Here is a 24,639-nt window from a genome sequence, read left to right as displayed (position 1 = left end):
GCGCAGCGACACGGCGGAGGCCGGGCCCGGTTCCGCTGGTGTGCACAGCGGAACCGGACCCGGCCCCGGTCGGTGTCGGCCCGGCCTGTCAGCTCACGTCGCGACGCACCGTGAACAGCCAGGCGAGGACGGCGAACGCCACCCCGTAGGCGAGCAGCACGATCCCCCCGGCCCATGGCGTGAGCAGGGTGATGTCGCCGTTGGTCCGGTCCCCGGAGCCGGTGCTCAGGGCCGTCGTGGCCCCGCCCGGCACGTACGGGTAGGCCTGCTGGACCTTCGCGATCGCGAAGATGAGCGTCTCGACCACGAACCGGTAGAGCAGGATCCCGACGACGGCCGCCACCTGGTTGCGCAGCAGGGCGCCGACGCCGACCCCGATGACGCCCCAGATCCCGGACGCGACGATGCCGCCCACGATGATCCGCGGTACGTCGTCGGAGCCAAGTTCGACGTCGATGCCGCGGGCGGAGAAGATCACCGCCGTGATCACGACCGAGGAGGCGACGGCCAGCGCGCCCAGCGCGAGCCCGGTGATCCCGTACGTGATCATCTTGGCGGTGATCACGCTGCCGCGGCGGGGGACGCTGAGGAACGTCGGCGTCACGGTGAGGTGCCGGTACTCCCCGGTCACCCCGATGACACCGAGGACGGACGAGATGATGACCGCCAGTCCGGTCGTCCCGCTGACCGCGTCCTGCATGAAGTTGGCCGGGTCGTCGATCCTGGTGAGGCCGGCGTTGAGGCCGGTGATCAGCAGGCTCAGGCCGGCGGTGAGCACCACCAGCCAGAACCACACCCGGGTCGTGAACAGCTTGCGGCTCTCGGCGCGCAGGGCGAGCGTCACCGGGCACCTCCTGGCGTGGTCGGGGCCTGCGGACCGGCCTGTGCGGACGCCATCGGCGGCAGTCCCGCGGGGACCGTTCCCGGCGGCGGGGCCGACCCGTCGGGCGCCCGGTACTGACCCTCGGTGAGCGCGAAGAACAGCTGCTCCAGGTCGGCCCGCTCGGTGCGCAGCTCGTGCAGCTCCACACCGGCCTCGAACGCCCGGTGACCGACCGCGTCGGCCGCCATGTCGCGGACCCTCAGCTCGGTCTCCCCGCTGCGGGTGACGTTCGCGCCGGCGTCGGCCAGCGTCATGCCGAGCTTGTCGACCGTCGGCGTCCTGACCACGACCGTCTCGCCCGCGCCCTTCTCGAGCTCGTCCATCGAGCCCTCGCGGACCAGCCGGCCCTGGCTGAGGATCACGACCCGGTCGGCCGACTGCTGCACCTCGGTGAGCAGGTGGCTGGAGACCAGCACGGTCTTGCCGGCGTCGGCCAGCGCGCGCTGGAACCGGCGCAGCCAGCGGATGCCCTCCGGGTCCAGCCCGTTGGCCGGCTCGTCCAGCAGCAGCACCTGCGGGTCGCCGAGCAGCGCGAACGCCAGGCCCAGCCGCTGCCGCATGCCGAGGGAGAACCCGCGCACCTTGCGGTGCGCCGCCTCGGTCAGCCCGACCTGCTCCAGCACCTCGTCGGCCCGGACGTCCGGGATTCCGGACGCGGCCGCGTAGACCCGCAGGTGGTTCCGGGCCGTCCGGCCCGGGTGGAAGCTGGACGCCTCCAGCACCGCTCCCACCGCCTGCATCGGCCTCGAGATCTGGCCGTACGGAACCCCGCCGATCGTCGCGGTGCCGCTGGTCGGCGTGACCAGTCCCAGCAGCATCCGCAGCGTCGTCGTCTTGCCGGCCCCGTTGGGGCCGAGGAAGCCGGTCACCGAACCCGGCTCCACGGTGAAACTCAGGTTGTCGACGGCACGGATCGTGCCGAAGTTCTTGGACAGGCCGGCCACCACGATGCGGCCCGGCTGGTCTGCCACCGGTCTCTCCCTCCCGTTCGCCGTTGCGCCGGAGTCATCGACCCGGGCACGTTTCCCCGATCTGGGGGACATCCTGGCAGACCGGTCAGACCGGATAGATCCCGCTTGGGGTGGAGTCAGGCATCCGTCATCCGGTGGATGCGGCGATACCGTGACCCCATGTCCGCCCCCGTCGGCTACTCCGGGAAACCGCTGGCCGCCAAGCTCGGCGTCACGCCCGGGAGCCGGGTGCTGCTGGTCGGCGCGCCCGCCGGCTTCGACCTCGCGGCCCCGGCCGGCGCGGTGGTCCGGACCCGCCCGGGTACGGCGGAGTACGAGGTCGTCCTCGCGTTCTGTCCGGACAGGTCGGCGCTGCGACGGCGGTTCGCGGCCCAGGTCCCGCGGCTGACGACGGCCGGCGCGCTCTGGGTCTGCTGGCCGAAGAAGAGCAGCGGGGTGGCGACCGACCTGGACGAGAACGGCGTCCGCGAGCACGGTCTGTCGGTGGGGTTGGTCGACGTGAAGGTGGCGGCGGTGGATCAGGTCTGGTCCGGGTTGAAATTCGTCCGAAGGCTGGTCGACCGATGAGCGACGTGGTGGTGATCGGCGCCGGCCACAACGGGCTCGTCGCCGCGACGCTGCTGGCCCGGACCGGGCTGTCCGTACAGGTGCTGGAGCAGGCGCCGGTGGTGGGCGGGGCCTGCCGGACCGAGTACCCGTTCGGCAAGGCGCCCGGGCTGGCCGCCTCCACCGGGGCCTATCTGCTGGGCCTGATGCCGCCGGAGCTGCTGCCGATCCTCGGGCTCGACCTGCCGCTGGTCCGCCGCGACCCGCACTACTTCCTGCCCACGCTGGACGGCCGGTCGCTGGTGCTGGGCGGGTCGCGCGAGGCGGCCCGGGCCCAGTTCGCGGAGTTCTTCTCCGAGGCCGACGCCCGCGCGGACGAGGCGCTCGGCGCGGAGCTGGCGATGCTGCGCGAGGACCTGGCCCCGGCCTGGCTGGCGCCGCCGCTGACGGTGGAGGAGACGGCCGAGCGGTACCTGCGCCCGGAGCTGCGGGACACCTTCGCCGCGATGGTGCGCGGCTCGGCGATGGACTACCTGCAGCGCTTCGGCTTCGAGTCCGAGACCGTCCTGGCCATGTACGCGGTGACCGACGGCATGCCCGGTCTCACCGGCTCGCCCTGGTCGCCCGGGTCCGGGCACAACTTCCTGGTGCACAACATGTGCCGGCTGCCGGGCGCGGGCGGGACCTGGATGGTCGTGCGCGGGGGCATGGGGACGGTGACGACCCGGCTGGCGGCACTGGCCGCCGCGGCCGGGGCGACGATCCGGACCGGCGTCGAGGTGACCGGGATCGAGACCGCCGGCGGTGCCGCCACCGGGGTCGTCGCCGACGGCGCGGTCGTGCCGGCGTCGGTGGTGCTGGTGGCGACCGACGCGTACCGGGTGCCGGGGCTGCTCGGGGACGCGACCCCGCCCGCGCTGCGGGAGCGCATCGACTTCTTCGCCGCGCGCTCGCCCGGTCAGACGATGAAGGTGAACCTGGCGCTGGCCGGGCTGCCGCGGTTCGCCGCGCTGCCGGACCCGGGGCACGGCCAGCACGGCACGACCGTGCACCTGCTGCCGCCGGCGGCCGAGGACGGCAGCGTGCTGACCGCGCTGCGGGCGGCGTTCTCCGACGCGGGGGCCGGCCGGCTGCCCTCCGCTCCACCGCTGGAGTGGTATCTGCACTCGACGCTGGACCCGTCGCTCGCCGACGACGCCGGCAACCACTCGTCCGCGCTGTTCGTGCAGGGCGTCCCGCACGAGGTCGCCGGGTCGTCCTGGGCCGCCGAGCAGGACGGGTACGTCGACCACCTGCTCGACCTGGTCGAGGCGTACGCGCCGGGGACCCGGGACCTGCTCGTCGACGTGAACGCGCTGGCGCCCCCGGGCATCCGGGAGCACTTCGGCATCACCAGCGCGAACATCATGCACGTGGACAACTCGATCTCCTTCGCCGACCGGATGCCGTACGCGGTGGGCGTCGAGGGCGTCTACGCCGGCGCCGCCGGCTGCCACCCGGCCGGCTCCGTCATCGGCGCCGCCGGCCACAACGCCGCCCGGCTCGTCCTCGCCGACCTGGGCCGGCGATGACGGAGAAGCGGCCGGTGCGGGACGTCGAGGTGAGCTCGGCGCCGATCCGGCTCGGGCAGTTCCTCAAGCTGGCCGGGCTGGTCGAGGGCGGCGGGGAGGCCAAGGCCCTGCTGGAGGCGGGCGAGGTCACGCTGAACGGGCGGCCGGAGAGCCGCCGCGGCGCGCAGCTCCGGTCGGGTGACGTGGTCCGGGTCGGGGACGAGCGTGTCCGGGTGGCGGCCGCTCCGGCGGACTAGAGAGGCGGAGTAGAAAGGCTGCGTGGCGACGGACGGGCGCGGCTGATGGCCGGGCGGATCGAGGACTACGCGCTGCTGGGCGACCTGCAGACCGCGGCGCTGGTCGGCCGGGACGGCTCGATCGACTGGCTCTGCTTCCCGTACTTCGACTCCGCGGCCTGCTTCGCCGCGCTGCTCGGCGACGAGGAGAACGGGCACTGGCGGATGGCGCCGGCCGCCGGCGGCGAGTGCACCCGGCGGTCGTACCGGGGCGACACGCTGGTGCTGGAGACGGTCTGGGAGACCCCCGAGGGCACCGTCCGGGTGGTCGACTGCATGCCGCCGCGGGGCGAGGACCCGGACGTGGTCCGGATCGTCGAGGGCATCTCCGGCAAGGTCGCGATGCACGGCGTGCTCCGGCTGCGCTTCGACTACGGCAAGGTCATGCCCTGGGTCCGCCGGGTCGACGGGCAGATCGTCGCGGTCGCGGGCCCGGACTCGGCCTGGCTGTCGACGCCGGCCCCGCTGGACGGGCGCGACTTCGCCACCCACTCCGAGTTCACCGTCTCGGCCGGCGAGCGGGTCCCGTTCGTGCTGACCTGGCACCCGTCCTGGAAGCGGCCGCCCAAGCCCGTCGACCCGTACGCGGCCGTGGACGATGCCGAGGCCTGGTGGGCCGACTGGATGTCGCGCTGCACGTACGACGGGGCCTGGCAGGGCGAGGTCCGCCGCTCCCTGACCACGCTCAAGGCGCTGACCTTCCAGCCCACCGGCGGCATCGTGGCCGCGGCGACCACGAGCCTGCCGGAGCAGATCGGCGGGCCGCGCAACTGGGACTACCGGTTCTGCTGGCTGCGGGACGCGGCGCTGACCCTGCAGGCGCTGATGGGCGCCGGGTTCAAGGCCGAGGCTGGCAAGTGGCGGGACTGGCTGCTGCGCGCGGTCGCCGGCGACCCGGCCGAGCTGCAGATCATGTACGGCATCACCGGCGCCCGCCGGATCCCCGAGCTGGAGCTGGACTGGCTGGCCGGCTACGAGGGCTCCAAGCCGGTCCGGGTCGGCAACGCCGCGGCCGAGCAGCTGCAGCTCGACGTCTGGGGCGAGACGCTCGACGGCCTCTCCTTCGCCCGCGAGTCCGGCATCTCCCGCAACGACGACGCCTGGGCGCTGCAGATCAACCTGCTGGAGTTCCTGGAGGGCAACTGGCAGCAGCCCGACAACGGGCTCTGGGAGATGCGCGGCGACCGGCAGCACTTCGTCCACTCCAAGGTGATGGCCTGGGTCGCGTTCGACCGGATGATCTCCGGGGTCGAGCACTTCCGGCTGGACGGCCCGGTCGACCGCTGGCGGCAGACCCGCAAGGAGATCCGGGACGAGGTGCTGGCCAAGGGCTTCGACGCCCAGCGCAACACCTTCACCCAGGCGTACGGGTCGAGCCAGCTGGACGCGGCCCTGCTGCTGATCCCGCAGGTGCGCTTCCTGCCCTGGGACGACCCGCGGGTGTCCGGCACCGTCGAGGCGATCCAGCGCGAGCTGGTCGCGGACGACTTCGTGCTGCGGTACCGGCCCGGCCGCGGCACCTCCGACGACGGGCTGCCGGGCGACGAGGGCGCGTTCCTGGCCTGCTCGTTCTGGCTCGCCGACGCGCTGCACGGGATCGGCCGGCACGACCAGGCGACCGCGCTGTTCCAGAAGCTGGTCGACCTGGCCAACGACGTGGGCCTGCTGGCCGAGGAGTACGACCCGCGGATGAAGCGGCAGGTCGGCAACACCCCGCAGGCGTTCAGCCACCTCGGGCTGGTCAACGCGGCCCGGCACCTGTCCGGTGCCCGCTCGGCCGCGCCCGCCCTCCGGCAGCCCCGGATGCGGGCCCGACGCCCGCGATAGGCTGGCCGCCGCCATGAGTGAGCTGCTGCCGACCGCGCCCTACCGCGGTACGAGGGACTTCCTGCCCGCCGACTACTCGGTCCGTGACCAGGTCTTCCATCGGCTCTACGGGGTGATCGAGAGCTTCGGCTACCAGCGCTACGACGGCCCCATCCTGGAGTCGGCGGAGATCTACGAGGCCAAGTCCGGCCGCGAGCTGGCCGACCAGCAGCTCTACACGCTGACCGACCGCGGCGGCCGGCGGCTGGCGCTGCGCCCGGAGATGACCCCGTCGGTGGCCCGGATGATCGCCGGGCACGCGGGCGAGCTGACGTTCCCGGCCCGCTGGTACACCAACGTCAACTGCCACCGGTACGAGCGCCCGCAGCGCGGCCGGCTGCGCGAGCACTATCAGATCAACGTCGACGTGTTCGGCACCGAGAGCGCGCAGGCCGAGATCGAGCTGGTCGAGCTGGTGCACGCGATGTTCGCCGCGCTCGGTGCGAGCACGGACATGTGGCGGCTGCGGATCAACGACCGGGTGCTGCTGGAGAGCATGCTCATCGACCTGGTCAAGGTGCCGCCGGCCGAGGTCCGCGCGGTGTCCAAGCTGATCGACCGGTGGGAGAAGCTGTCGCCGGACGTGCTGGCCGCGGACGCGGCCGAGCTCGGCCTGTCCGACGCCCAGTTCCAGCGGCTGCAGACCGCGCTCGGCTCGGGGATCGCGCTGCTGGACGAGCTGCCGGCCGAGGCGCTGGAGCGCTCGACGCTGGTGCCGGTGCTGCGCACGATCCCGGAGCTGGTCTCGTACGACCCGCTGATCGTGCGGGGGCTGGACTACTACACCGGGACCGTGTTCGAGATCTTCGACACCGACCCGGAGAACCCGCGGGCGCTGTTCGGCGGCGGCCGCTACAGCGACCTGGCCGGCCTGTTCACCAACCAGAAGATCCCGGGGATCGGGTTCGCGGTCGGGGACGTGACGCTGCCGGACTTCCTGCGGACGCACGGGCTGCTGCCGGAGCCGGCGGCCGGGACCGACGCCGCGGTGCTGCCGCTGGCCGCGGACCTCTTCGGCCCGGCCCGGACGGTCGCCGCGGGGCTGCGGGCCGCCGGCCTGCGGACGACGGTGGCGCTGGAGCAGCGCAAGCTCGGCAAGGAGCTGACCCGGGTGGCGAAGTCCGGGGCGCTGGTCGCGGTGCTGGTCGGCCCGGAGGAGTGGGGCCGGGGCGAGGTCACCGTGCGCGACCTGGAGACCCGCGAGCAGGTCACCGTCCCGGCCGCCGAGGCCGGAGCGGCGGCGGCCCGGGTCGTGGGCAAATCGCGCTAGTGGGGTAATGCTCGGGGCATGGCTGAGTCCGGCAAGCACACCCTGCTCGTCGCCGCCAACCGCGGCCCCGTCTCGATCTCGGCCGGCCCGGGCGGCAAGGAGGAGGTCCGGCGCGGCGGCGGCGGCCTGGTCAGCGGCATGGTCTCGGCGTTGTCCGAGGTCGGCGGCCTGTGGGTGTGCGCGGCGCTGAGCGACCGGGAGCGGGTCGCGGCCCGCCGGGCGCCGGACGGCCACCTGGCCGAGGCCGAGTACGACACCGGCGGGCTGGACGTGCGGATGCTGCCGCTGGACCCCTCGACGTTCTCCCGGGCGTACAACGGGATCGCGAACTCGACGATCTGGTTCGTCCAGCACCTGCTCTACGACAGCGCCAACGCGCCGGTCTTCGATGCCGGCTGGCGGCGGCTGTGGGCCGCGTACGAGCGGTACAACCGGTCCTTCGCCGACGCGCTGGCCGACGAGGCCGCGCCGGGCGCGAAGGTGATGGTGCAGGACTACCACCTGAACCTGGTCCCGCGGCAGCTGCGGGAGCGCCGGGACGACGTGCGTATCGCGCACTTCACCCACACCCCGTGGGCGCCGCCGGAGCAGTTCGGCTGGCTGCCGGAGGCGGTCGTCCGGGAGCTGCTCACCGGCCTGCTCGGCGCCGACCACCTCGGCTTCCACTGCGCCCGCTGGGCCGACGCGTTCCTGGCCTGCTGCTCGGAGCTGCTCGGCGCGGACGTCAACCGCAGCGCCCGGACCGTGCACTGGGAGGGCCGCACCGTCCGGGTCGGACTGCACGGGCTGGGCACCTCGGCCGAGGAGCTCACCGAGCGGGCCGGCCAGGACGACGTCGAGGCCGGCCTGGCCCACCTGCGGGACCTGGTCGGCGACCGGAAGGTCATCGTCCGGGTGGACCGGGCCGAGCTGAGCAAGAACATCGTGCGCGGGCTGATCGCGTACCGGGAGCTGCTGCGCTCCCGGCCGGAGTGGCACGGGCGGGTCGTGCACGTGGCGTACGAGTACCCGTCGCGGACGGACATCCCGGAGTACCGCGAGTACACCGCGGCGGTCCAGCGGGTCGGCCGGGAGATCGAGCAGGAGTTCGGCACCGACGACTGGGACCCGCTGCTGCTGGAGGTGGCCAACGACTACCCGGCCTCGCTGGCGGCGCTGCGGATGGGCGACGTGCTGCTGGTCAACCCGGTGCGGGACGGCATGAACCTGGTGGCCAAGGAGGGCGTGATCCTCTCCGAGCGCGACTGCGCGGTGGTGCTGTCCCGCGACGCCGGCGTCGCCGACGAGTACGCGGGCGACGCGCTCATGGTCAACCCGTACGACGTGACCGAGACCGCGGAGGCCCTGCACGCGGCCCTGTCCATGCCGGCGGCCGAGCGCCAGGACCGGCGCAAGCGGCTGCTGGCCGCCGCGACCGCGCTGCCGCCGGGCCAGTGGTTCCGGCAGCAGCTCGACGCACTGGACTGATCCTCAGCGACAGCTGGGCCGGCACACAGGATCCGGACAGCTTCCGTGGTGGCCGGGGACCCGGAGCGGCTGGACCTCGCGGCGTCCGGCACGCGCGGGCGGCGCTGGACGCGGTCCGGCGCTGGACCGCGACGCTGCCCGGCCGCGGCGCCTGCCGGCACCCCGACGCCGCCGCCCGGGTCATCGACGACAGCTCCCAGCCGGCCGTCACCTCCGGCGGGTCCTGACGAACGGAAGGGGCGGTCCGTCCACATCGGACGGACCGCCCCTTCCGTCATGCCGTTACGCGCGCCCGAACGGACCGCTCACCACGGCCAGCGCATCCACGATGCCGTGGCCGTAGATCGAGTTGAACGCGAGCGTGCCCGTGCAGGGCGCGTCGAACTCGACGCTGCGCCCCTCGGGGACGTACGTCTCCTTGCCGCCGGCAGGGCAGGGCTGCTGCGCGGCCGAGGCGGTGAGGATCCGCTCCAGCCGGTTCGGCGCCAGCGTCAGCTGGCCCGCGTGCGCCGGGTCGGCGGTGCCGAACCGGCTCACGATGAGCGCGGCCACGCCGGTGGCGTGCGGCGCGGCCATCGAGGTGCCCTGCAGGTAGGCGTAGTAGCCGCAGGCGCCGGCGGCCGTGCAGGACTTGAACACCGAGTCCTCGAAGGCCGCGACCACGTTCCCGGCCGCGTCGACCGCGCCGATCGCCTGCAGCACGTTCTTCGGGTACGTCGAGAGGATCTCGTTGAAGTCGGTCTGGAAGGTCGGCGTGCCCAGGCCGTCCCGGAACCAGCCGCCCGGCGCCGCGACGGTGATCTGCTCGGTGCCGTAGTCGGAGTAGTCGGCCTTGCGGGTGGACGGGCCGAGCGCCGAGACGCCGATGACGTTCGGGCCCTCGACCGGCAGCGACAGGCAGGTCGCGTTGTCGATCGTGCGGGTCTTGTTCGCGCCGGCCGGGAAGTCCGGGCTGGTCGAGTCGGGCAGCGGGTTGCCCAGGTCCTGGTGGTCGTTGCCGAGCGCGACGACCATCGAGACGTTCTTGCGGTGGGCGTAGTTCATCGCCCGGGTCATCGCCTGGATGATCGTGCGCTGCTCCTGCTGCTCGGCCGGGGTGTCGGCCGGGTTGTTGCGGCAGTTGAACAGCCACGGGTCGACGAAGAAGGACATGTTCACCACGTCCAGCCCGACGTCGGCCGAGTACGTCAGCGCGCTGAGGACCGGGTTGAGGAACACGAAGCCGGAGTCCTGCCCGCCCCGGACCTCGACCAGCGTCACGTTCGGCGCGACGCCGGCGATGCCGACGCCGTTGGCGGCCGCGGCCACCGTGCCGGCGACGTGCGTGCCGTGGCCGCTGTCGTCGTGCCCGACCGGGTCGACGCAGCCGGCGAACTCGCACGGCCCGTCGATGAGCGGGATGTCGGTGACGAAGTTGCGGGAGAGGTTCAGGTCGACGTTCGGGGCCAGGTCCGGGTTGGTCGCGTCGATGCCGGAGTCGATGATCCCGATCTTGACCTTGCGGCTGCCCTTGTTGGTCTTGTTGGCCTGGTCGGCCTTGACCATCTTCATGTCCCACTGCAGCCCGGACAGGGGCTCGGCGGTGGTGGCCTTGGGTACGGCCGCCTTGGTCCGGTTGGCCAGTTTGGCCTTCGCGGCCCGGGCGGCGGCCGGCTCGGCGTTCGGGTCGAAGCGGGTCGGCTGGCCCGGAGCCCGGCCGATGACCTGGTCCCGGGCCGCGCCGGCGAGCGCGGCCTGGCCGGCCGCGGCGGTCTCGAAGCCGGCCCCGGCCACGACCGTGTACGACGCGATGGCGCTGTTCTCGGCCACGACGCGCCCCCCGGCACGGCTGATGGCGGCCAGCGTGGCGGCTCGGGACGCGCCGTCCGCGCCCAGCACGACGTACCGGGTGGCGCCGGCGGCGGGCGCGGCGGCGGCCGAGCCGGTGGTGGCGGGCACCACCAGCGCGGTGGCAAGTGCGATAGCGGCTGCGGCCGCAGCGGCGAGTGGTCTGCGCTGCACGGATCCTCCCCAGTGTCCGGCGGCCTTCGACGGACGCCCCGGACACTGCCGGAAGTCATCGCATCTGCATAGAGGACACGTTGCGTGTCCATGGCGCCGGCTTTACCCGGTTTGCGGTCCTCCGGTCAGCCCAGTGCGTCGGCCAGCTGGGTCACGAGCGTGACCACCCCGGCCGGGCCGTCCACGACCACGTCGGCGGCCTCGGCCACCGCGGCCGCCTCGGGGGAGGCGCTGGCCACCGTCAGCCCCGGCGTGCCGGCCGCCCGCAGCTCGGCGACGGCGGCGAAGCCGGGCAGGTCGCCGACGTCGTCGCCGGCGAACAGCACTGCCGACGGGTGCCGCTCGGTGGCCAGCCGGTGCAGCACGCCGCCCTTGTCGAAGCCGGGCGGGCGCAGCTCGAGCACCATCTTGCCGGGGTGCGGCTCCAGGCCGTGCTCCTCGGCCAGCGCCTGCAGGGCCGGCCCCAGCCGGGTCAGCTCGGCGTCCGGGTCCGGCGTCCGGCGGGTGTGCACGACCAGCGCCAGCCGCTTGTCCTCGACCCAGACGCCCGGGTCGGCGCCGGCGCTCGCCAGCACGTCCGGCAGCGCGGCCTTGGCGGCGGCCACGGCCGGTGGCGCGTCCGGGGTGGTCAGCCGGCCCGCGGCCCAGGACTCCGCGCCGTACTGACCGGCCACGATCAGGCCCGGCACGGACTCCAGCCCGCCGAGCCGGACCACCACCTCGGCCGGCCGGCCGGTCACGACCGCGAGCGTGCCCACCCGCGCGGCCAGCCGGCGCAGCGCCTCGATCGCGCCCGGGGCCGGCACCGCCGAGTCCGGGTCGGGGACGATCGGGGCCAGCACGCCGTCGTAGTCGAGCGCCACCAGCGCCCCGCCGGGGTCGGCGACGATCGCGTCCCAGCCCGCCTGCGCCGCTGAATCCATGCCGGCAGCGTACGGTCGCGGCCGTGGCGGACGAGTTGCGACCGGTGTCGGCGGAGGTGGCCGAGCTCGGCGAGGGGGCCCGCTGGGACGGCACGGCCGGCGAGCTGCTCTGGGTCGACATCATGGCCGGGGTGCTGCGGCGCGCGGTCGAGGACGGCGAGGGCTTGCGTACGGTCGAGGTGCTGAGCATCGGCGAGCCGCTCGGCGCCGCCGCCCCGCTCTCGGACGGGACCGGCTGGCTGCTCGCGGCCGGGCGCGGCTTCACCCGGCTCGCCCGGGACGGGACCGCGACGAAGCTGCTGGACACCGAGCCCGAGGGCGTCCGGATGAACGACGCCGCCTGCGACCCGCAGGGCCGGTTCTGGGCCGGGTCGATGGCCTACGACCAGCGGCCGGGCGCCGGGCGGCTGCTGCGCTGCGACCCCGACGGCACGGTCCGGGTGATGCTGCCGCACACCGACATCGCCAACGGGCTGGGCTGGAGCCCGGACGGCCGCACGCTCTACCACGCCGACAGCGGCACCAAGGTCGTCACCGCGTACGACCCGGAGACGATGGCCGGGCGGGTGCTGATCCGGCCCGAGCGGGGCGCGCCGGACGGCCTGACCGTCGACGCGGAGGGCGCGATCTGGGTCGCCCTGCACGGGGCCGGCGAGGTCCGCCGCTACGACCCGGACGGCAACACCCTGTCGGTCTGGCCGCTGCCGGTGAGCCAGCCGACCTCGGTCGCCATCGGCGGAGCGAGCGGGCGGCGGCTGTTCGTGACCACGGCCTGGGAGAACCTCGGGCCCGAGCAGCGGGCGGCCGAGCCGGACGCGGGACGGGTCTTCGCCGCCGACGCCGGGGTGGGCGCGCCCCCGGTGCGCCCCTGTCAGGGTCAGCTGCCCCGGATCCGGGGTCGGACCAGGGACTTCCCGCATGGTTCGTGACCGCCGGGGACATACGGTCGAGGTATGGAACCCACGCGACGCCTCTACCGCCCTCGTACCGGCCGGATGCTCGGCGGGGTCTGCGCCGGGCTGGCGCAGAGGTTCGGCACCTCCGCCACCACGATGCGCATTCTCTTCCTGCTCTCCTGCCTGCTCCCTGGCCCGCAGATCGTGATCTACGTCATCCTGTGGATGCTGCTCCCGTCCGAGTGAGGGTTGCCCGGCGGGCCGACGGGAAACGCTTGGGACGCGGGTCGACTCAGAGACTCGGCTCCGGGACTCGACTCACAGGGGAGAGAAGATGATCGACCAGGCATCGGTGCCTTCGCTCATGGGCTCCACGGTTCGCGACAACGCCGGCGAGAAGATCGGCAAGGTCGGCCAGGTCTACCTGGACGACACGACGGGCCAGCCGGAATGGGTGACGGTCCGGACCGGCCTGTTCGGCACCAGGGAGAGCTTCGTGCCGCTGGCCGCGGCCCGGGTCGAGGGGGACGAGCTGATCGTCGACATCCCCAAGGACCGGGTCACCGACGCGCCCAAGCTGGACGAGGACGGGCACCTCTCGGAGGAGCAGGAGACCGAGCTCTACACGTACTACGGGGTCAGCCAGGGGCCGTTCGGCCGGCAGGACACGCCGGCCGCCGAGGCGGCCGCGGAGGACCCGGACTACCTGCGGACCGACCAGCAGACCGGGGTGGCGCCGACCGGCGCGCCGACCGACGACGAGCGGACCGACCGGCGTACCGGGATCGAGGACGCCGGTGACTACGACGCCACCGACCGGCGGACCGGCGTGGGCGACCTGACCGGCACCCCGGCCGGCGACCAGGACGTGGCCGAGGCGACCGCCGGGCCCGGGTTCGGCGACGAGGCGGGCGAGCCGATCGCGGACGGGCCCGACTCCGGCCGGGGCCGGCTGCGCCGCTGGCAGGTCACCCAGGAGGAGGTCGCCGCGCCGGTGGTGGACGAGGAAACCGGCCAGGTGGTCGGCGAGGTCCGGGCCGAGCGGGTGGAGATCCGCCCGGAGGACGAGACGCGCTGAGCCGACGGGTGGCCGCCGGTCTCAGGCCGGCGGGCCGGCCCAGTTCAGCAGCATCAGCGTGGCGTCGTCCTGCAGCAGACCGTTCTGGTGCTCCAGCACGGCCCGGATCAGCCGCCGCAGCACCTCCGGGCCGGCGTGCCCGGACGCCGAGGCCCGGATCACGAAGTCGGCCAGCCGCTCCTCGGTGAAGAACTGGCCCAGCCTGCGGGCCTCGACCACGCCGTCGGTGTAGAGCACCAGCCGGTCGCCCGGCTCCAGCTGCAGGGTCTGGATCGGCGGGTGGCCGTCGGTGAACCGCAGCCCGAGCGGGGTGGCCGGCCGGCCCTCGGGCAGCCGGACCTGCCGGTTCTGCCGGACCAGCAGCGGCGGCAGGTGCCCGGCCGAGATCCACTGCAGCAGCCCGGTCGAGACGTCGAGGTCCAGCAGCAGGCCGGTGACGAACTGCTCCCGGCCGAACTGGCTCGCGATCGCGACGTCGATCGCCTCGTACGTGCCCCGCAGGTCGGTCCGGCCGCGCCGGGAGTTGCGGTACGCGCCGACCGCGAGCGTGGCCAGCAGGGTGGCGGCCAGTCCGTGGCCCATCGCATCGAACAGCGCCAGGTGCAGCCGGCCGTCGTTCAGCGCGTAGTCGAAGGCGTCGCCGCCGACCTCGTCCCACGGCTCCAGCAGGCCGGACAGCGAGACCGCGCCGGCCTCGACCGTGGTCGGGGGCAGCAGTCGCCACTGGATCTCGGCCGGCAGCCGCATCGGCCGCACCCGCCGGACCAGCTCGAACACGTCCCCGTAGGCCCAGCGGGTGACCAGCAGCGCGGCGACCAGGTCGGCCAGGTCCTGGGCTGCGGGCAGGACCGCCCCGGCCTCGGCGGCCGGCACCGCGAGCTCGAGCACGCCGAGCCGCTCGCTGCCCTCCGACAGCGGCAGCCAGAGCCGCCGGTCGCCGTCGGTGCCCTCGCCGACCAGCCCGCCGCCGGTCCGGTACGCCCGCCCGGCCAGCGTGCCGTCCACGCCCAGCGGCAGCCGGACCGGCATCCCCGCGTACGGCAGCGGCATCAGCCGGCTCTGCGCGTAGTCGGCCAGGTAGATGACCGCCTCGGCCATCCCGGCCCGCTGTGCGCACTCGGCCACCAGCGGGGCCAGCTCGGACGGCCCGGTACCCCGGGTACGGCGAACGAGCTCACCGAGGACCGCGGTGGGATCGGACGCCATGATCCCGACCTTAGGGGCCCGACCGCCCCGAGCAGCACGGCCGGCGCCCGGGATTCGCCACTGTACGCGTACGCTCCGGCGCGCCGGGTGATAGTGGCGGTGATGCCGGGTGCAGAGCAGCAAGGAAGTGGCATGCTCTCGCCCGAGTCAGTCGTCCAGGGGACGCTGGGGGGCGACCCGGTAGACGGGGAATCTCATGGGCAGGCACAGCTCGGCCGCCGCACGGATCCGGCGCCCCGCGCTCTGGACGGCCGCGGTCGTGCTCGCGCTCGTCGGCGTGACCTCCGCCGGGTTCATGGTCTCCCGGCAGGGTCCGACCCCCGCGACGGCCGGATCCGCGGACGCGTCCTCGCTGCTGGCCGCCTCATCCTGCGACCGGAGCCTGCGGGTCGTCACCGCCGCCTCGTTCGCGCCGGTACTGGCGGCGGTGCAGCCGGCCCTGGCGACGGGCAAGGACTGCGTCGCGCTGGACACGGTCGTCGTCGACGGCCGCGCCGCCGCGGACCGGGTGGCCGAACGGGAGGCCGACGTCTGGATCCCGGACGACGCGTCCTGGGCTGCCGTCGCCCGCGGCGGGCTGCTGGCCGAGGAGGGCCAGGGCGGCTCCGGCACGGTGCTGGCCACCAGCCCGATCTACATGGTCACCGACCCCGCCACCGCGACCAGGGTCCGGGCGGCCGGCGGCTCCTGGCTCGGCCTGTCCCGGCTGGCCGCCACGCCCTCGTCCGGGGTCCGGCTCGCGGTCCGGGACCCGAAGGGCTCCGGCGACGGCATGGTCGCCGCCGGCAGCCTCGGCGAGTCGGTCTGGATCAAGAACGGCATGGACGCCTCGTCGGCGGCGCTGTCGGCGATCCTCAAGCAGACCCGGACGGTCGGCGGCTCGGCCCCGGCGCTGCCGAACCGGGCCGGCGAGGTCGGCCTGGTCCCGGAGTACGCGCTGCTGGCGGCCAAGGATGCCGGCGCGGACGCCGTGCTGCCCGGCACCGACTACACCGCCCTGCTGCGCTACGCCTGGCTGCCCTCGGCCGCCGCGGTCGGCACCCCGGAGCGGGCCGCCGGGCTGGAGCGGCTGCTGGCCGAGCTGAAGAGCCCGGACGCGTCCCCGGCGTACGCGGCGGCCCGGTTGCGCCGCCCGGACGGGGCCGCCCCGGCCGGGTCCGGCGGAGTCCGGCTGCCCGCGCTCACGGCCCGGCCGCAGGTGGTCCTGGAGGCGCACCACGTCGACCACGTCTTCGCCGCCTGGTACGTCCAGGACCGGCTCAGCAGCATCCTGCTGGCCGTGGACGTGTCCGGCTCGATGGCCCAGCGCGCCCCGGGGACGAACACGCCGCTGATCCAGCTGGTCCGCGCGGGCTGCCTGGCCGTCGGGCAGCTGCTGCCGGACCAGTCCTCGCTCGGGCTCTGGTCGTTCGGCTCGCAGCTGGACCCGCCGCGGGACTACAAGGTGCTGCTGCCGACGGCCGAGCTGACCGAGGGGCAGCGGGCCGGGCTCAGCGGCGCGGTGAGCACGCTGGCCGCCGAGCAGACCGGCACCGGCCTGTACGACACGATCCTGGCCGCGTACAGGTCGGCGACGGCGGCGTACCGCAGCGGGATGGCGAACGAGGTCGTGGTGTTCACCGACGGGCGCAACGAGGCCGACCCGGTCTCCATCGGCGCCGCCCAGCTGACCGTGGCGCTCAAGGCCGCGACCGACCCGAAGCGGCCGGTGCAGCTGACCGTGGTCGCGTTCGGCGCGCTGCCGGACGTGGCCGGCCTGCAGAAGGCCGTCGGCGTGGTCGACGGGTACGTCTCGCCGGTGCAGACGCCGGCCCAGGTCGCCGCCGCGTTCCTGCACGCGGCCGCGTCCGGCCTGGTCGGCACGGGCCCTGCGTAGTCTTCCCCTCCGTGAGCAGCGCGCGCCGGGTGAGCGAGGTCCCGCCGGGCCTGCCGGGTGGCGCGGCCTCCGACCTGGTCGAGGAGACGCTCGTGCTCGGCGGCCGGGAGACGTTCCTGCTGCGGCCGCGCTCGGGCGACGCGCTGCTGGACGAGGTGCTGGCCGAGGACGACCCGCCGGACGAGCGGCTGCCGTTCTGGGCCGAGCTCTGGCCCAGCGGGAGCGCGCTGGCCGACGTGGTCGCCCGGACCTCGCTGGTCGGCGCCCGGGTGCTGGAGCTCGGCTGCGGGCTCGGGCTGGTCAGCGTGGCCGCCTCCGCGGCGGGGGCCGAGGTGCTGGCGGCCGACCAGTCGGCCGAGGCGATCGCGTTCACCACGGTCAACGCCGAGCGCAACGGCGTGCCGGTCCGGACCGTCCGGTGCAGCTTCGAGCGGCCCGACCCGCTGCTGGCCGAGGCCCCGTGGGACCTGGTGGTCGCCGCGGACGTGCTCTACGAGCCGGCCACCGTCCCGGTGCTGGCCGCGTTGCTGCCGCGGCTGACCGACCGGGTCTGGCTGGCCGACCCGGGCCGGCCGCGGGAGCCGGAGTTCCTCCGTACGGTCGACGCGGCCGGCTGGGAGCGGGACACGACCGTGGTCACACCGGCGGACGTGCTGCCCCGGGTGCGCATCCACCGCCTCACCCGGGGCACGCCCGCACCGCTGTCCAAAAAGGACTAGCGCCGCTGCCCACTGTCCGCAATGGACTGGGCCAGGGTGAAGGACTAGCGCCGCTGCCCACTGTCCGCAATGGACTGGGCCAGCGTGCGCAGCCCGTCGACCAGCGGCGTGGACGGGCGGCCGGCCAGCCGGGCCAGGTCGCCGGTGGCGTCGCCGAGGGTGCCCTCGCGGATGTTGCCGTCCAGCGCGACCACGAAGCCGGCCGTGCCGTCGGGCAGCCCGGCGGCGATCAGCGTGGCCAGGTGCTCCTCGGGCGAGACCGAGCGGTACTCGACGTCCCGGCCGAGCACGGTCGCGGCCGCCTGCGCGAACTCGGTGAAGTCCCAGGCGACGTCGCCGGTCAGCTCGTACGTGGCGTCGTCGTGGCCGTCGGTGGTGAGCACGGCCGCGGTCGCGGCGGCGTAGTCGACCCGGGACGCGCTGGCGACCCGGCCGGACCCGGCGCTGCCGAGGATGACGCCGGTCCGCGCGGCCTGGGCCAGCGTCTGGGCGTAGCCCTCGGTGTACCAGTTGTTGCGCAGGATCGTGTACGTCACCCCGCCGGCCCGGATCAGCTCCTCGGTGGCCTTGTGCTCCGGGGCCAGCACGAGCGTGGTGTCGGTGGCGTGCGGCGCGCTGGTGTAGACGACCCGGCCGACGCCGGCCTTGGCCGCGGCCTCCAGCGCGTTGCCGTGCTGGGCGACCCGGTTGCCCGGCACCGGCATGGAGACCAGCAGGACCGTGTCGCCCGCGGCGAGCACGCCCTCGGCCGGCGCGTCGTAGTCGAAGACCGCGGTCCGTACGCCGCGCGCCTCGAGGTCGGCCAGCGGACCGAGTTGGCGGCCGGCCGCGACGACGTCGTCCGGGGCGACGCCGCGGGCCAGCAGCTGCTCGACGACGAGACGGCCGAGATGCCCGGTGGCTCCGGTGACGACGATCGACATGACAGGTACCTCCGCGGGTGGCAGATGTTTGCGCTTTCAACAACCTACCCGCCGGCGGATCGATGCCGTGCGCCGCCTCACGCCGCCCTGGAGGTCAGGACCACTCCGTGTTCGGCCGCCCGTGCTTCTTGCCGTCCACGAACACGTCGAGCTTCTCGTCGTAGAAGGCGACCAGGTCCTTGACCGGGACGGCGTCGTTGAGCGGCTCCGGGTAGTACCAGACGACGTCCTCGACCACGGTCCCGTCCGGCAGCTCCGGCGACCTGTAGGACGCCGTCCCCTTGTACGAGCAGATCGTCGTCAGCGCGCTGTCCCGCAGCGGCACCCGCACGTCCTCGGCCGGGATGTACGTCCGGACCGGCAGGCCGGTCTCCAACAGCAGCTGCGGCCGGTCGGTCTCGGCCAGCACCACGCCGTCCTTCTCGATCCGCACGGTCCGGGAGGACGGCAGCACCTCGATGCGGTGGTACGGGTCGCGCGGGTGCCCGATGCGCTCGTCGTCCTCCTCGTGCCAGGCGTCGAAGCCGGCGAAGTCGACCAGCACGTACCCGGTCAGGCCCGGGTCGGCGGTGCGCAGGCCGGCCGCGCTCGCCCCGCCGGCGGTGATCCGGACCGGCTCGCCCTCGGCGGTGTGGGCCGCGAACGGCGTGTTCGGGTAGATCATCGGGTCGTCCGGCGGGTCCTGGCGGCCGTCCGGGTCCGGCTCGACGGTGGCGCTGATGTCCTTCTCCGGGATCGCGTAGGTCGGCAGCACGTGCCGCGGCTCCCAGACCAGCATCGCCCGGGTGCTGTCCACGACGGTCTCCCCGCCGAGGCGGCCGCGCAGCCGGAACGGCAGCAGCTCGCGGCGCAGCTCGCCCAGCTTGCTGCCCATGACATCCCGCATCCGTACGCTCATGGCGCCCTGTCTACACCGCCGCGGCGCAGATGTGGACAGTCGGTCCGGGTGCCGCCTCGCGGGGCTCGGGCGGCCGGCCGCGGCCGCCGCGGACCCGCAGCGCGAGGAACGAGGTGCCGTCGGCGGTGGTGGTGCCGCGGTCGGCCAGCGTCGCCCCCGACCCCGCTCCAGCACGTCCTCGGCCGAGGAGCCGGCGCAGCCGGCCGGCACCGCGGCGAACCGCGGGTAGCCGACCAGGCCGCCCCGGCTGGTACCGCCCGCGCAGGGCAGCAGCGAGTCGCCCGGGTGCAGCTCCAGGCTGCTCGCCACAGATCACCGGGATCTCGCGCCGCTCCCGTCGAGGTCGACCTGGAGGAGTACGCCGCGGGCTGATCGGGCAGGCTCGGCCCATGCCGACCATCGGGATCCTGTTCTTCGACGGGTTCGAGGAGCTCGACGCGATCGGGCCGTGGGAGGTGCTCGCGGCCTGGACCGACCAGTTCCCCGGCGACGGCTGGGACGTCACGACGGTCTCCGCCGCCGGCGGGCTGGTGCACTGCGCCAAGGGGCTGGTCGTGCAGGCCACCCACTCGTACCGGACCGTGCCGCTGCTGGACGTGCTGGTGGTCCCGGGCGGGCGCGGCACCCGGCCGCTGCTGACCGACCGGCCGACGCTGGACTGGCTGCGCGAGCGGCGGGTCGACGCCCCGCTGTTGACCAGCGTCTGCACCGGCTCGCTGCTCTACGCGGCCGCAGGCCTGCTGCGGGGCCGGCCGGCGACGACGCACTGGGGCTCGCTGGACCGGCTCAAGGAGCTCGACCCCAGCATCGAGGTCCGCCCCGACGACCGGTACGTCGACGCCGGCGACATCGTCACCGCCGGCGGCGTCTCGGCCGGCATCGACATGGCGCTGCACCTGGTCGCCCGGCTGGGCGGGGTCGAGCGTGCCCGCGAGATCCGCCGCTACATCCAGTACGACCCCGAGCCTCCGGTCTAGCCGGCCGCCGGCCGGAACGCGGCCCGGAACGGGTCCCGGACCTGGTCGTCCGGCTCCGCCAGGAGCGACGTGCCGGTCACCCGGCGAGCACGGCAGTGCTGGGAAACGGATTCGGCGGTTAGGTTGGTGGGGTGGCTCGATGAGGAGGCACTCCAGTGGAGAACACGCTCGTCGAGGCCGGTGTCGACGTTGATGCCGCCGTGCTGCACGGGGTCGCCGAGGACCTGGCCGGCAAGTTCGAGCTGCGGCCGCTGCTGGAGCGCATCCTGCGCCGGTCGGTCGAGCTGCTCGGTGGCGACGCCGGCTCGATCTGCAGCGTGGACGAGGCCGCCGGGATCTACCGCAAGGAGGCCGACTTCGGCGTCGCCTGCCAGTCCGGCCAGGTCTTCCCGCTCACCGAGGGGATGACCGGCGCGGTCGTCCGCGCCCGCGGCCCGGTGCAGTACGGGGACTACCGAACCGTCCCGGGCGGCCACGTCCGGGCCGAGGACCGGGAGACCCTGCGCGGCGTGGTCGGGGTGCCGATCCTCTGGCGGGACGGGGTGGTCGGCGCCTGCGTGGTGTTCAGCCGCGACCCGGCCCGGACCTTCGGCGCCGCCGACGTCGCCCGGCTGGAGCTCTTCGCCCGGCACGCCGCGATCGCCCTGGCCAACGCCCGGCTGTACGCGGAGGCCGAGGCGCACGCCCGGGCCGAGGCCGCCGCGGCCGAGCGGGACCGGCTGGTCCGGGAGGTGCACGACACGGTCGCGCAAGGGCTGGCCTCGGTGATCGTGCATCTGGACGCGGCCGCCCGCGGCCCCGAGCCCACCCGCGAGATCGAGCTGGCCCGGGAGTCGGCGGTGACCGCGCTGGCCGAGACCCGCCGTACGGTGCTGGGGCTGGCGCCGTCCCCGCTGGAGGGCCGGTCCCTGGCCGAGGCGCTGGAGCTGGAGCTGGGCTGGGCCAACCGGACCGGCAACCTGGACGTCCGGCTGGTCGAGGCGGGCGTCCCGCAGCCGGTGCCGGACGGGCTGGCGCACCAGCTGTTCCGGATCGCCCAGGAGGCGCTGACCAACGCGGTCCGGCACGCCGGCGCCCGCTCGGTCCGCATCGGCGTGATCCACGAGGAGGGCTCGGTCGCGGTCCTGGTCCAGGACGACGGCCAGGGATTCTCGCAGTCCGCGCAGGGCGAGACGGCCGGCTCGATCGGCCTGCGCGGGATGGCCGAGCGGGCCCGGCTGATCGGCGGGACGCTGGACGTGGACTCGCTGGCCGGCTGGGGCACCCGGGTGCGGGTCCGGGCCCCGCTGGGCGCCCCGGTGGCCGACCGGGTCCGGGTCCTGGTCGCCGCGCCGCACCCGATCACCCGGGCCGGCGTGGTCCGGCTGCTCGCGGCGGGGGAGCCGGCGCTGCAGGTGGCCGGCGAGGTCGACTCGGTCGACGCGGCGCTGGACGCGTACCGGCTGCTGGCCCCGGACGTGGTGCTGGTGCACCTGGACCTGCCCGACCCCGACGCGCTGGCCGGCGCGAAGGCGATCCGGGCGCTCGACCCGGCCGCGATCGTGCTCGTGCTCTGCGCCGAACGGGACCAGGAGCACGCGGCCGCGACGCTGCGGGCCGGCGCCAGCGGCTGGCTGGTCGACGACGCGTCCGGCACCGAGCTGGCCCGGGCCGTGCTGGCCGCCGCCCAGGGCCGGGCCGTGCTGCCGGCGGCCGCGCTGAACAGCGTCGCCGACCCGGTCGCGCTGACCGACCGCGAGCGCGAGGTGTACGGGCTGGTCTGCCGCGGCCTGCGGGACAAGCAGATCGCCGAGCGCCTCGTCATCTCGGTCAAGACGGTCGAGAAGCACGTCGGTGCCGTCCTGCGTAAGACCGGCAGCCGCAACCGGACCGAGCTCGCGTCGCTGAGCCTGGGGGAAACCCCTACCTCGAAGACGGGGAGCTTCCCGGGCGCGGTGCGGGTACGGCAGGCCTAGCGTCGGGCGCACCGAGGGAAGGTGTGCGATGCCTGTCGTACCCACCGGCGAGATCCTCGCCACGGCGTACCGCGAGCGCTACGGCGTGGCCGCGATCAACATCGTCAACGACCTCACGCTCGAGGCGGTACTGGCCGCCGCCACCGAGCTGAACGCGCCGCTGATCGTGCAGACCTCGGTCAAGACGGTCCGCTCGATCGGCTACGACGTGCTCTACGGCCTGTGGACCACGATGACCGCGGACGTGCCGGTCCCGGTCGCGCTGCACCTGGACCACTGCCCGGACCGCGAGGTCATCAGCCGCTGCCTGCGGACCGGCTGGAACTCGGTGCTCTTCGACGCCTCCACGCTGCCGATCGAGGAGAACCAGCGGCAGACGGTCGAGGTCGTGGCCGAGGCCAAGCAGTACGGCGCCCAGGTCGAGGGTGAGGTCGAGTCGATCACCGGGGTCGAGGACGGCATCGGCTCGGACACCGAGGCGGCCCGCCAGGACCTGGACGCGGTGGTCGAGTTCGTGAAGGCCACTGGGGTGGACGTGTTCGCGCCGGCGATCGGCAACGCGCACGGCGTCTACTCCAGCGCGCCGACCCTGGACGCGCAGCGGGTCTCCGACATCGTGGCCCGGGTCGACATCCCGATGGCGCTGCACGGCGGGACCGGGATGTCGGACGAGCAGTTCACCGACCTCATCAGCCGCGGCTGCGCAAAGATCAACATCTCCACGGCGCTCAAGGTGACCTACATGAAGGCCAACCTGGAGTTCCTCCAGCAGGCCGAGGCCAAGAACAAGTGGGACCCGCCGTCGCTGTTCACGGCGGTCGGCACCGCGGTCAAGGAGATGGCCGCCGACCACATGCGCCGCTTCGGCAGCGCGGGCAAGGCGGGGGCGTGACGAACACTCTCATCTTCGACTGCGACGGCGTCCTGGCCGACACCGAGCGGTACGGGCACCTGCCGGCCTTCAACCAGACCTTCGCCGAGTTCGGCCTGCCGGTGCGGTGGTCCGAGGCGGACTACGCGGAGAAGGTGCTGATCGGCGGGGGCAAGGAGCGGATGCGCAGCCTGCTCACCCCGGAGTTCGTCGCCGAGGCCGGCCTGCCCACGGACGAGGACGGCCAGGACGAGGCGATCGCGGCCTGGCACCAGCGCAAGACCGAGATCTACACGGCCATGGTCGCCGACGGGAAGCTGCCCGGCCGGCCGGGGATCCGCCGGATCATCGCCGCGGCCATCGAGGCCGGCTGGCGGCTGGCCGTCGCCTCCACCTCGGCCGAGCCGTCCGTCCGGGCCGTGCTCGAACACGTCGCCGGCGCGGACCTGGCGGCCGGGTTCACCGTCTTCGCCGGCGACATCGTCCCGGCCAAGAAACCGGCCCCGGACATCTACGTGCTGGCGGTCCGCGAGCTGGGCGCCGATCCACAGGCGACGGTCGTGGTCGAAGACTCCCGCAACGGCTACCTCGCCGCCACCGGCGCCCGGCTGCCCGCGCTGATCACCGTCAACGGCTACACCCAGGACGAGGACTTCAGCGGGGCGGCGCTCGTCGTCACCTCGCTCGGGGACCCGGGCGAGGCCGCCCGGGTGCTGGCCAACCACACCGACGCCGATCCCGGCGAGCTCGTCCAGCTCACCGACCTGGAGGCCTGCATGGCCGTACCGATTGGAGTTCCCGATGGCGGGTGACCTCGCCGACGTCGAGTACGTCGTGCGCACGATGGCGCGGACCGCGGTCGAGAACGAGAAGTACTTCGGCGACCTCGACGCGGTCGTCGGCGACGGCGACTTCGGCTACTCGATGGCGCGCGGCTTCGAGGTGGTGCTGTCCGGCTGGGACGACATCGACCGTACCGACATCGCGACCTTCCTGAAGAAGGTCGCGATCACCATCACCAGCAAGATCGGCGGCACCTCGGGGCCGATCTGGGGCACCGCGTTCCTCCGCTTCGCCGCGACCGTCGGCGACAAGTCCGAAGTGGACGGTGACACGCTGGTGGCCGGGCTGCGGGCGGCGGCCGAGGGCATCATGGCCCGCGGCAAGGCCGAGCTCGGCGACAAGACACTGCTCGACTCCCTCGTGCCGGCCACCGACGCGCTGGAACAGGCGCTGGCCGCCGGCGAGGACGGCGCCGCCGCGTTCGCGACCAAGGCGCGCGAGACGGCCGAGGCGACCAAGGAGCTGCAGGCCCGGCGGGGACGGGCGAGCTACACCGGCGAACGCAGCATCGGCTCGGTCGATGCCGGCGCGATCGCCGTCGCGGTGCTGGCCGAGGCGGTCTCGGCCGGCTGGGCGAACCGGAGAGCCTGATCCCGTACTTCTGTGCTGCCAACCGGCGAGACG

General features: G+C 74.2%; 23 protein-coding genes. 16 read left to right on the top strand and 7 right to left on the bottom strand.

Translation table 11 applies throughout. From position 1 onward, the window contains the following. Positions 1 to 88: 88 nt before the first annotated feature. Both VGP36_16365 and VGP36_16360 read right to left on the bottom strand, forming a co-directional pair. Positions 89 to 844, bottom strand: coding sequence for a hypothetical protein (locus tag VGP36_16365; GenBank protein ID HEV7656290.1), 756 nt, complete (start codon positions 842 to 844; stop codon positions 89 to 91). Further along, entirely contained in the window at positions 841 to 1,854 is a 1,014-nt protein-coding gene (locus VGP36_16360) for an ABC transporter ATP-binding protein (GenBank protein ID HEV7656289.1), read from the bottom strand. Before VGP36_16360 ends, VGP36_16365 begins: the two co-directional genes overlap by 4 nt. 159 nt (positions 1,855 to 2,013) lie before the next feature. Between VGP36_16360 and VGP36_16355 the strand changes: the two genes are divergently transcribed. From VGP36_16355 to VGP36_16330, 6 genes are read left to right on the top strand one after another with little or no spacing between them, the layout of a single operon-like run. Further along, on the top strand, positions 2,014 to 2,421 hold the full coding sequence (locus VGP36_16355) for a DUF3052 domain-containing protein (GenBank protein HEV7656288.1): 408 nt from the start codon (positions 2,014 to 2,016) through the stop codon (positions 2,419 to 2,421). After that, a complete protein-coding gene (locus VGP36_16350) occupies positions 2,418 to 3,971 on the top strand; it encodes an NAD(P)/FAD-dependent oxidoreductase (protein ID HEV7656287.1) in 1,554 nt (517 codons plus the stop codon). The genes VGP36_16355 and VGP36_16350 overlap by 4 nt, the downstream gene beginning before the upstream one ends. 14 nt (positions 3,972 to 3,985) lie before the next feature. After that, positions 3,986 to 4,207 (top strand): RNA-binding S4 domain-containing protein, encoded by a 222-nt coding sequence (locus VGP36_16345; protein HEV7656286.1) that lies wholly within the window; start codon positions 3,986 to 3,988, stop codon positions 4,205 to 4,207. Positions 4,208 to 4,252: 45 nt separating this feature from the next. Continuing rightward, on the top strand, positions 4,253 to 6,073 hold the full coding sequence (locus tag VGP36_16340; protein ID HEV7656285.1) for a glycoside hydrolase family 15 protein: 1,821 nt from the start codon (positions 4,253 to 4,255) through the stop codon (positions 6,071 to 6,073). 13 nt (positions 6,074 to 6,086) lie between these two features. Further along, complete coding sequence (gene hisS, locus VGP36_16335; protein HEV7656284.1) at positions 6,087 to 7,382, top strand: histidine--tRNA ligase; 1,296 nt, start codon at positions 6,087 to 6,089, stop codon at positions 7,380 to 7,382. 18 nt (positions 7,383 to 7,400) lie between these two features. Continuing rightward, complete coding sequence (locus VGP36_16330) at positions 7,401 to 8,849, top strand: trehalose-6-phosphate synthase (protein HEV7656283.1); 1,449 nt, start codon at positions 7,401 to 7,403, stop codon at positions 8,847 to 8,849. A gap of 282 nt (positions 8,850 to 9,131) precedes the next feature. Here VGP36_16330 and VGP36_16325 read toward each other — a convergent pair whose 3' ends face one another. Together VGP36_16325 and otsB are read right to left on the bottom strand one after the other, a co-directional pair. Next, positions 9,132 to 10,850, bottom strand: a complete 1,719-nt coding sequence (locus VGP36_16325; protein HEV7656282.1) for a S8 family serine peptidase — start codon at positions 10,848 to 10,850, stop codon at positions 9,132 to 9,134. A gap of 125 nt (positions 10,851 to 10,975) precedes the next feature. Further along, positions 10,976 to 11,773 carry a trehalose-phosphatase gene (gene otsB / locus VGP36_16320; GenBank protein HEV7656281.1) on the bottom strand — a complete coding sequence of 266 codons (798 nt, stop codon included), beginning with the start codon at positions 11,771 to 11,773 and terminating at the stop codon, positions 10,976 to 10,978. Between the two features lie 23 nt (positions 11,774 to 11,796). On the opposite strand from otsB, the gene VGP36_16315 reads away from it, so the two are divergent. The 3 genes from VGP36_16315 (at position 11,797) to VGP36_16305 (ending at position 13,747) form a co-directional block, all read left to right on the top strand. Beyond that, the gene (locus tag VGP36_16315) at positions 11,797 to 12,702 is read left to right on the top strand and encodes an SMP-30/gluconolactonase/LRE family protein (protein ID HEV7656280.1); all 906 of its coding nucleotides are present in this window, start codon (positions 11,797 to 11,799) and stop codon (positions 12,700 to 12,702) included. A gap of 24 nt (positions 12,703 to 12,726) precedes the next feature. After that, positions 12,727 to 12,915 carry a PspC domain-containing protein gene (locus VGP36_16310; GenBank protein ID HEV7656279.1) on the top strand — a complete coding sequence of 63 codons (189 nt, stop codon included), beginning with the start codon at positions 12,727 to 12,729 and terminating at the stop codon, positions 12,913 to 12,915. 88 nt (positions 12,916 to 13,003) lie between these two features. Continuing rightward, a complete protein-coding gene (locus tag VGP36_16305) occupies positions 13,004 to 13,747 on the top strand; it encodes a PRC-barrel domain-containing protein (GenBank protein HEV7656278.1) in 744 nt (247 codons plus the stop codon). A 21-nt stretch (positions 13,748 to 13,768) separates the two neighbouring features. On the opposite strand, the gene VGP36_16300 is transcribed toward VGP36_16305, so the two are convergent. Beyond that, positions 13,769 to 14,953 carry a PP2C family protein-serine/threonine phosphatase gene (locus tag VGP36_16300; protein HEV7656277.1) on the bottom strand — a complete coding sequence of 395 codons (1,185 nt, stop codon included), beginning with the start codon at positions 14,951 to 14,953 and terminating at the stop codon, positions 13,769 to 13,771. 196 nt (positions 14,954 to 15,149) lie between these two features. On the opposite strand from VGP36_16300, the gene VGP36_16295 reads away from it, so the two are divergent. Together VGP36_16295 and VGP36_16290 are read left to right on the top strand one after the other, a co-directional pair. Next, positions 15,150 to 16,829, top strand: a complete 1,680-nt coding sequence (locus tag VGP36_16295) for a substrate-binding domain-containing protein (GenBank protein HEV7656276.1) — start codon at positions 15,150 to 15,152, stop codon at positions 16,827 to 16,829. Positions 16,830 to 16,840: 11 nt separating this feature from the next. Beyond that, complete coding sequence (locus VGP36_16290; protein HEV7656275.1) at positions 16,841 to 17,548, top strand: methyltransferase domain-containing protein; 708 nt, start codon at positions 16,841 to 16,843, stop codon at positions 17,546 to 17,548. A 44-nt stretch (positions 17,549 to 17,592) separates the two neighbouring features. Here VGP36_16290 and VGP36_16285 read toward each other — a convergent pair whose 3' ends face one another. Further along, positions 17,593 to 18,471 (bottom strand): NAD(P)H-binding protein, encoded by an 879-nt coding sequence (locus tag VGP36_16285; GenBank protein ID HEV7656274.1) that lies wholly within the window; start codon positions 18,469 to 18,471, stop codon positions 17,593 to 17,595. A gap of 94 nt (positions 18,472 to 18,565) precedes the next feature. Then, positions 18,566 to 19,678, bottom strand: a complete 1,113-nt coding sequence (locus tag VGP36_16280; protein HEV7656273.1) for a DUF427 domain-containing protein — start codon at positions 19,676 to 19,678, stop codon at positions 18,566 to 18,568. An 80-nt stretch (positions 19,679 to 19,758) separates the two neighbouring features. Between VGP36_16280 and VGP36_16275 the strand changes: the two genes are divergently transcribed. The 5 genes from VGP36_16275 to dhaL all read left to right on the top strand — a co-directional run bounded on the left by VGP36_16275 (position 19,759) and on the right by dhaL (position 24,606). After that, positions 19,759 to 20,346, top strand: coding sequence for a DJ-1/PfpI family protein (locus VGP36_16275; GenBank protein HEV7656272.1), 588 nt, complete (start codon positions 19,759 to 19,761; stop codon positions 20,344 to 20,346). Positions 20,347 to 20,501: 155 nt separating this feature from the next. After that, the gene (locus tag VGP36_16270; protein HEV7656271.1) at positions 20,502 to 22,301 is read left to right on the top strand and encodes a GAF domain-containing protein; all 1,800 of its coding nucleotides are present in this window, start codon (positions 20,502 to 20,504) and stop codon (positions 22,299 to 22,301) included. A gap of 28 nt (positions 22,302 to 22,329) precedes the next feature. Further along, positions 22,330 to 23,193: a class II fructose-bisphosphate aldolase gene (locus tag VGP36_16265; GenBank protein HEV7656270.1), complete on the top strand. Its 864-nt coding sequence runs from the start codon at positions 22,330 to 22,332 to the stop codon at positions 23,191 to 23,193. Next, positions 23,190 to 23,984: an HAD-IA family hydrolase gene (locus VGP36_16260; GenBank protein HEV7656269.1), complete on the top strand. Its 795-nt coding sequence runs from the start codon at positions 23,190 to 23,192 to the stop codon at positions 23,982 to 23,984. The genes VGP36_16265 and VGP36_16260 overlap by 4 nt, the downstream gene beginning before the upstream one ends. After that, positions 23,974 to 24,606, top strand: coding sequence for a dihydroxyacetone kinase subunit DhaL (gene dhaL, locus VGP36_16255; GenBank protein ID HEV7656268.1), 633 nt, complete (start codon positions 23,974 to 23,976; stop codon positions 24,604 to 24,606). The genes VGP36_16260 and dhaL overlap by 11 nt, the downstream gene beginning before the upstream one ends. The last annotated feature ends 33 nt before the right edge of the window (positions 24,607 to 24,639 follow it).

This window comes from Mycobacteriales bacterium, assembly GCA_035995165.1.
Lineage (GTDB): Bacteria > Actinomycetota > Actinomycetes > Mycobacteriales > CADCTP01 > CADCTP01.
This window is presented reverse-complemented; position numbering and strand designations above follow the sequence as displayed.

Bases quoted from the DNA above. Each gene is read 5' to 3' on its own strand.
- VGP36_16340 (HEV7656285.1), top strand. From the start codon at position 4,253: ATGGCCGGGCGGATCGAGGACTACGCGCTGCTGGGCGACCTGCAGACC.
- VGP36_16275 (HEV7656272.1), top strand. From the start codon at position 19,759: ATGCCGACCATCGGGATCCTGTTCTTCGACGGGTTCGAGGAGCTCGAC.
- VGP36_16300 (HEV7656277.1), bottom strand. From the start codon at position 14,953: ATGGCGTCCGATCCCACCGCGGTCCTCGGTGAGCTCGTTCGCCGTACC.
- VGP36_16295 (HEV7656276.1), top strand. From the start codon at position 15,150: ATGGGCAGGCACAGCTCGGCCGCCGCACGGATCCGGCGCCCCGCGCTC.
- VGP36_16330 (HEV7656283.1), top strand. From the start codon at position 7,401: ATGGCTGAGTCCGGCAAGCACACCCTGCTCGTCGCCGCCAACCGCGGC.
- VGP36_16355 (HEV7656288.1), top strand. From the start codon at position 2,014: ATGTCCGCCCCCGTCGGCTACTCCGGGAAACCGCTGGCCGCCAAGCTC.
- VGP36_16305 (HEV7656278.1), top strand. From the start codon at position 13,004: ATGATCGACCAGGCATCGGTGCCTTCGCTCATGGGCTCCACGGTTCGC.
- dhaL (HEV7656268.1), top strand. From the start codon at position 23,974: ATGGCGGGTGACCTCGCCGACGTCGAGTACGTCGTGCGCACGATGGCG.
- hisS (HEV7656284.1), top strand. From the start codon at position 6,087: ATGAGTGAGCTGCTGCCGACCGCGCCCTACCGCGGTACGAGGGACTTC.
- VGP36_16265 (HEV7656270.1), top strand. From the start codon at position 22,330: ATGCCTGTCGTACCCACCGGCGAGATCCTCGCCACGGCGTACCGCGAG.
- VGP36_16350 (HEV7656287.1), top strand. From the start codon at position 2,418: ATGAGCGACGTGGTGGTGATCGGCGCCGGCCACAACGGGCTCGTCGCC.
- VGP36_16285 (HEV7656274.1), bottom strand. From the start codon at position 18,471: ATGTCGATCGTCGTCACCGGAGCCACCGGGCATCTCGGCCGTCTCGTC.
- VGP36_16310 (HEV7656279.1), top strand. From the start codon at position 12,727: ATGGAACCCACGCGACGCCTCTACCGCCCTCGTACCGGCCGGATGCTC.
- otsB (HEV7656281.1), bottom strand. From the start codon at position 11,773: ATGGATTCAGCGGCGCAGGCGGGCTGGGACGCGATCGTCGCCGACCCC.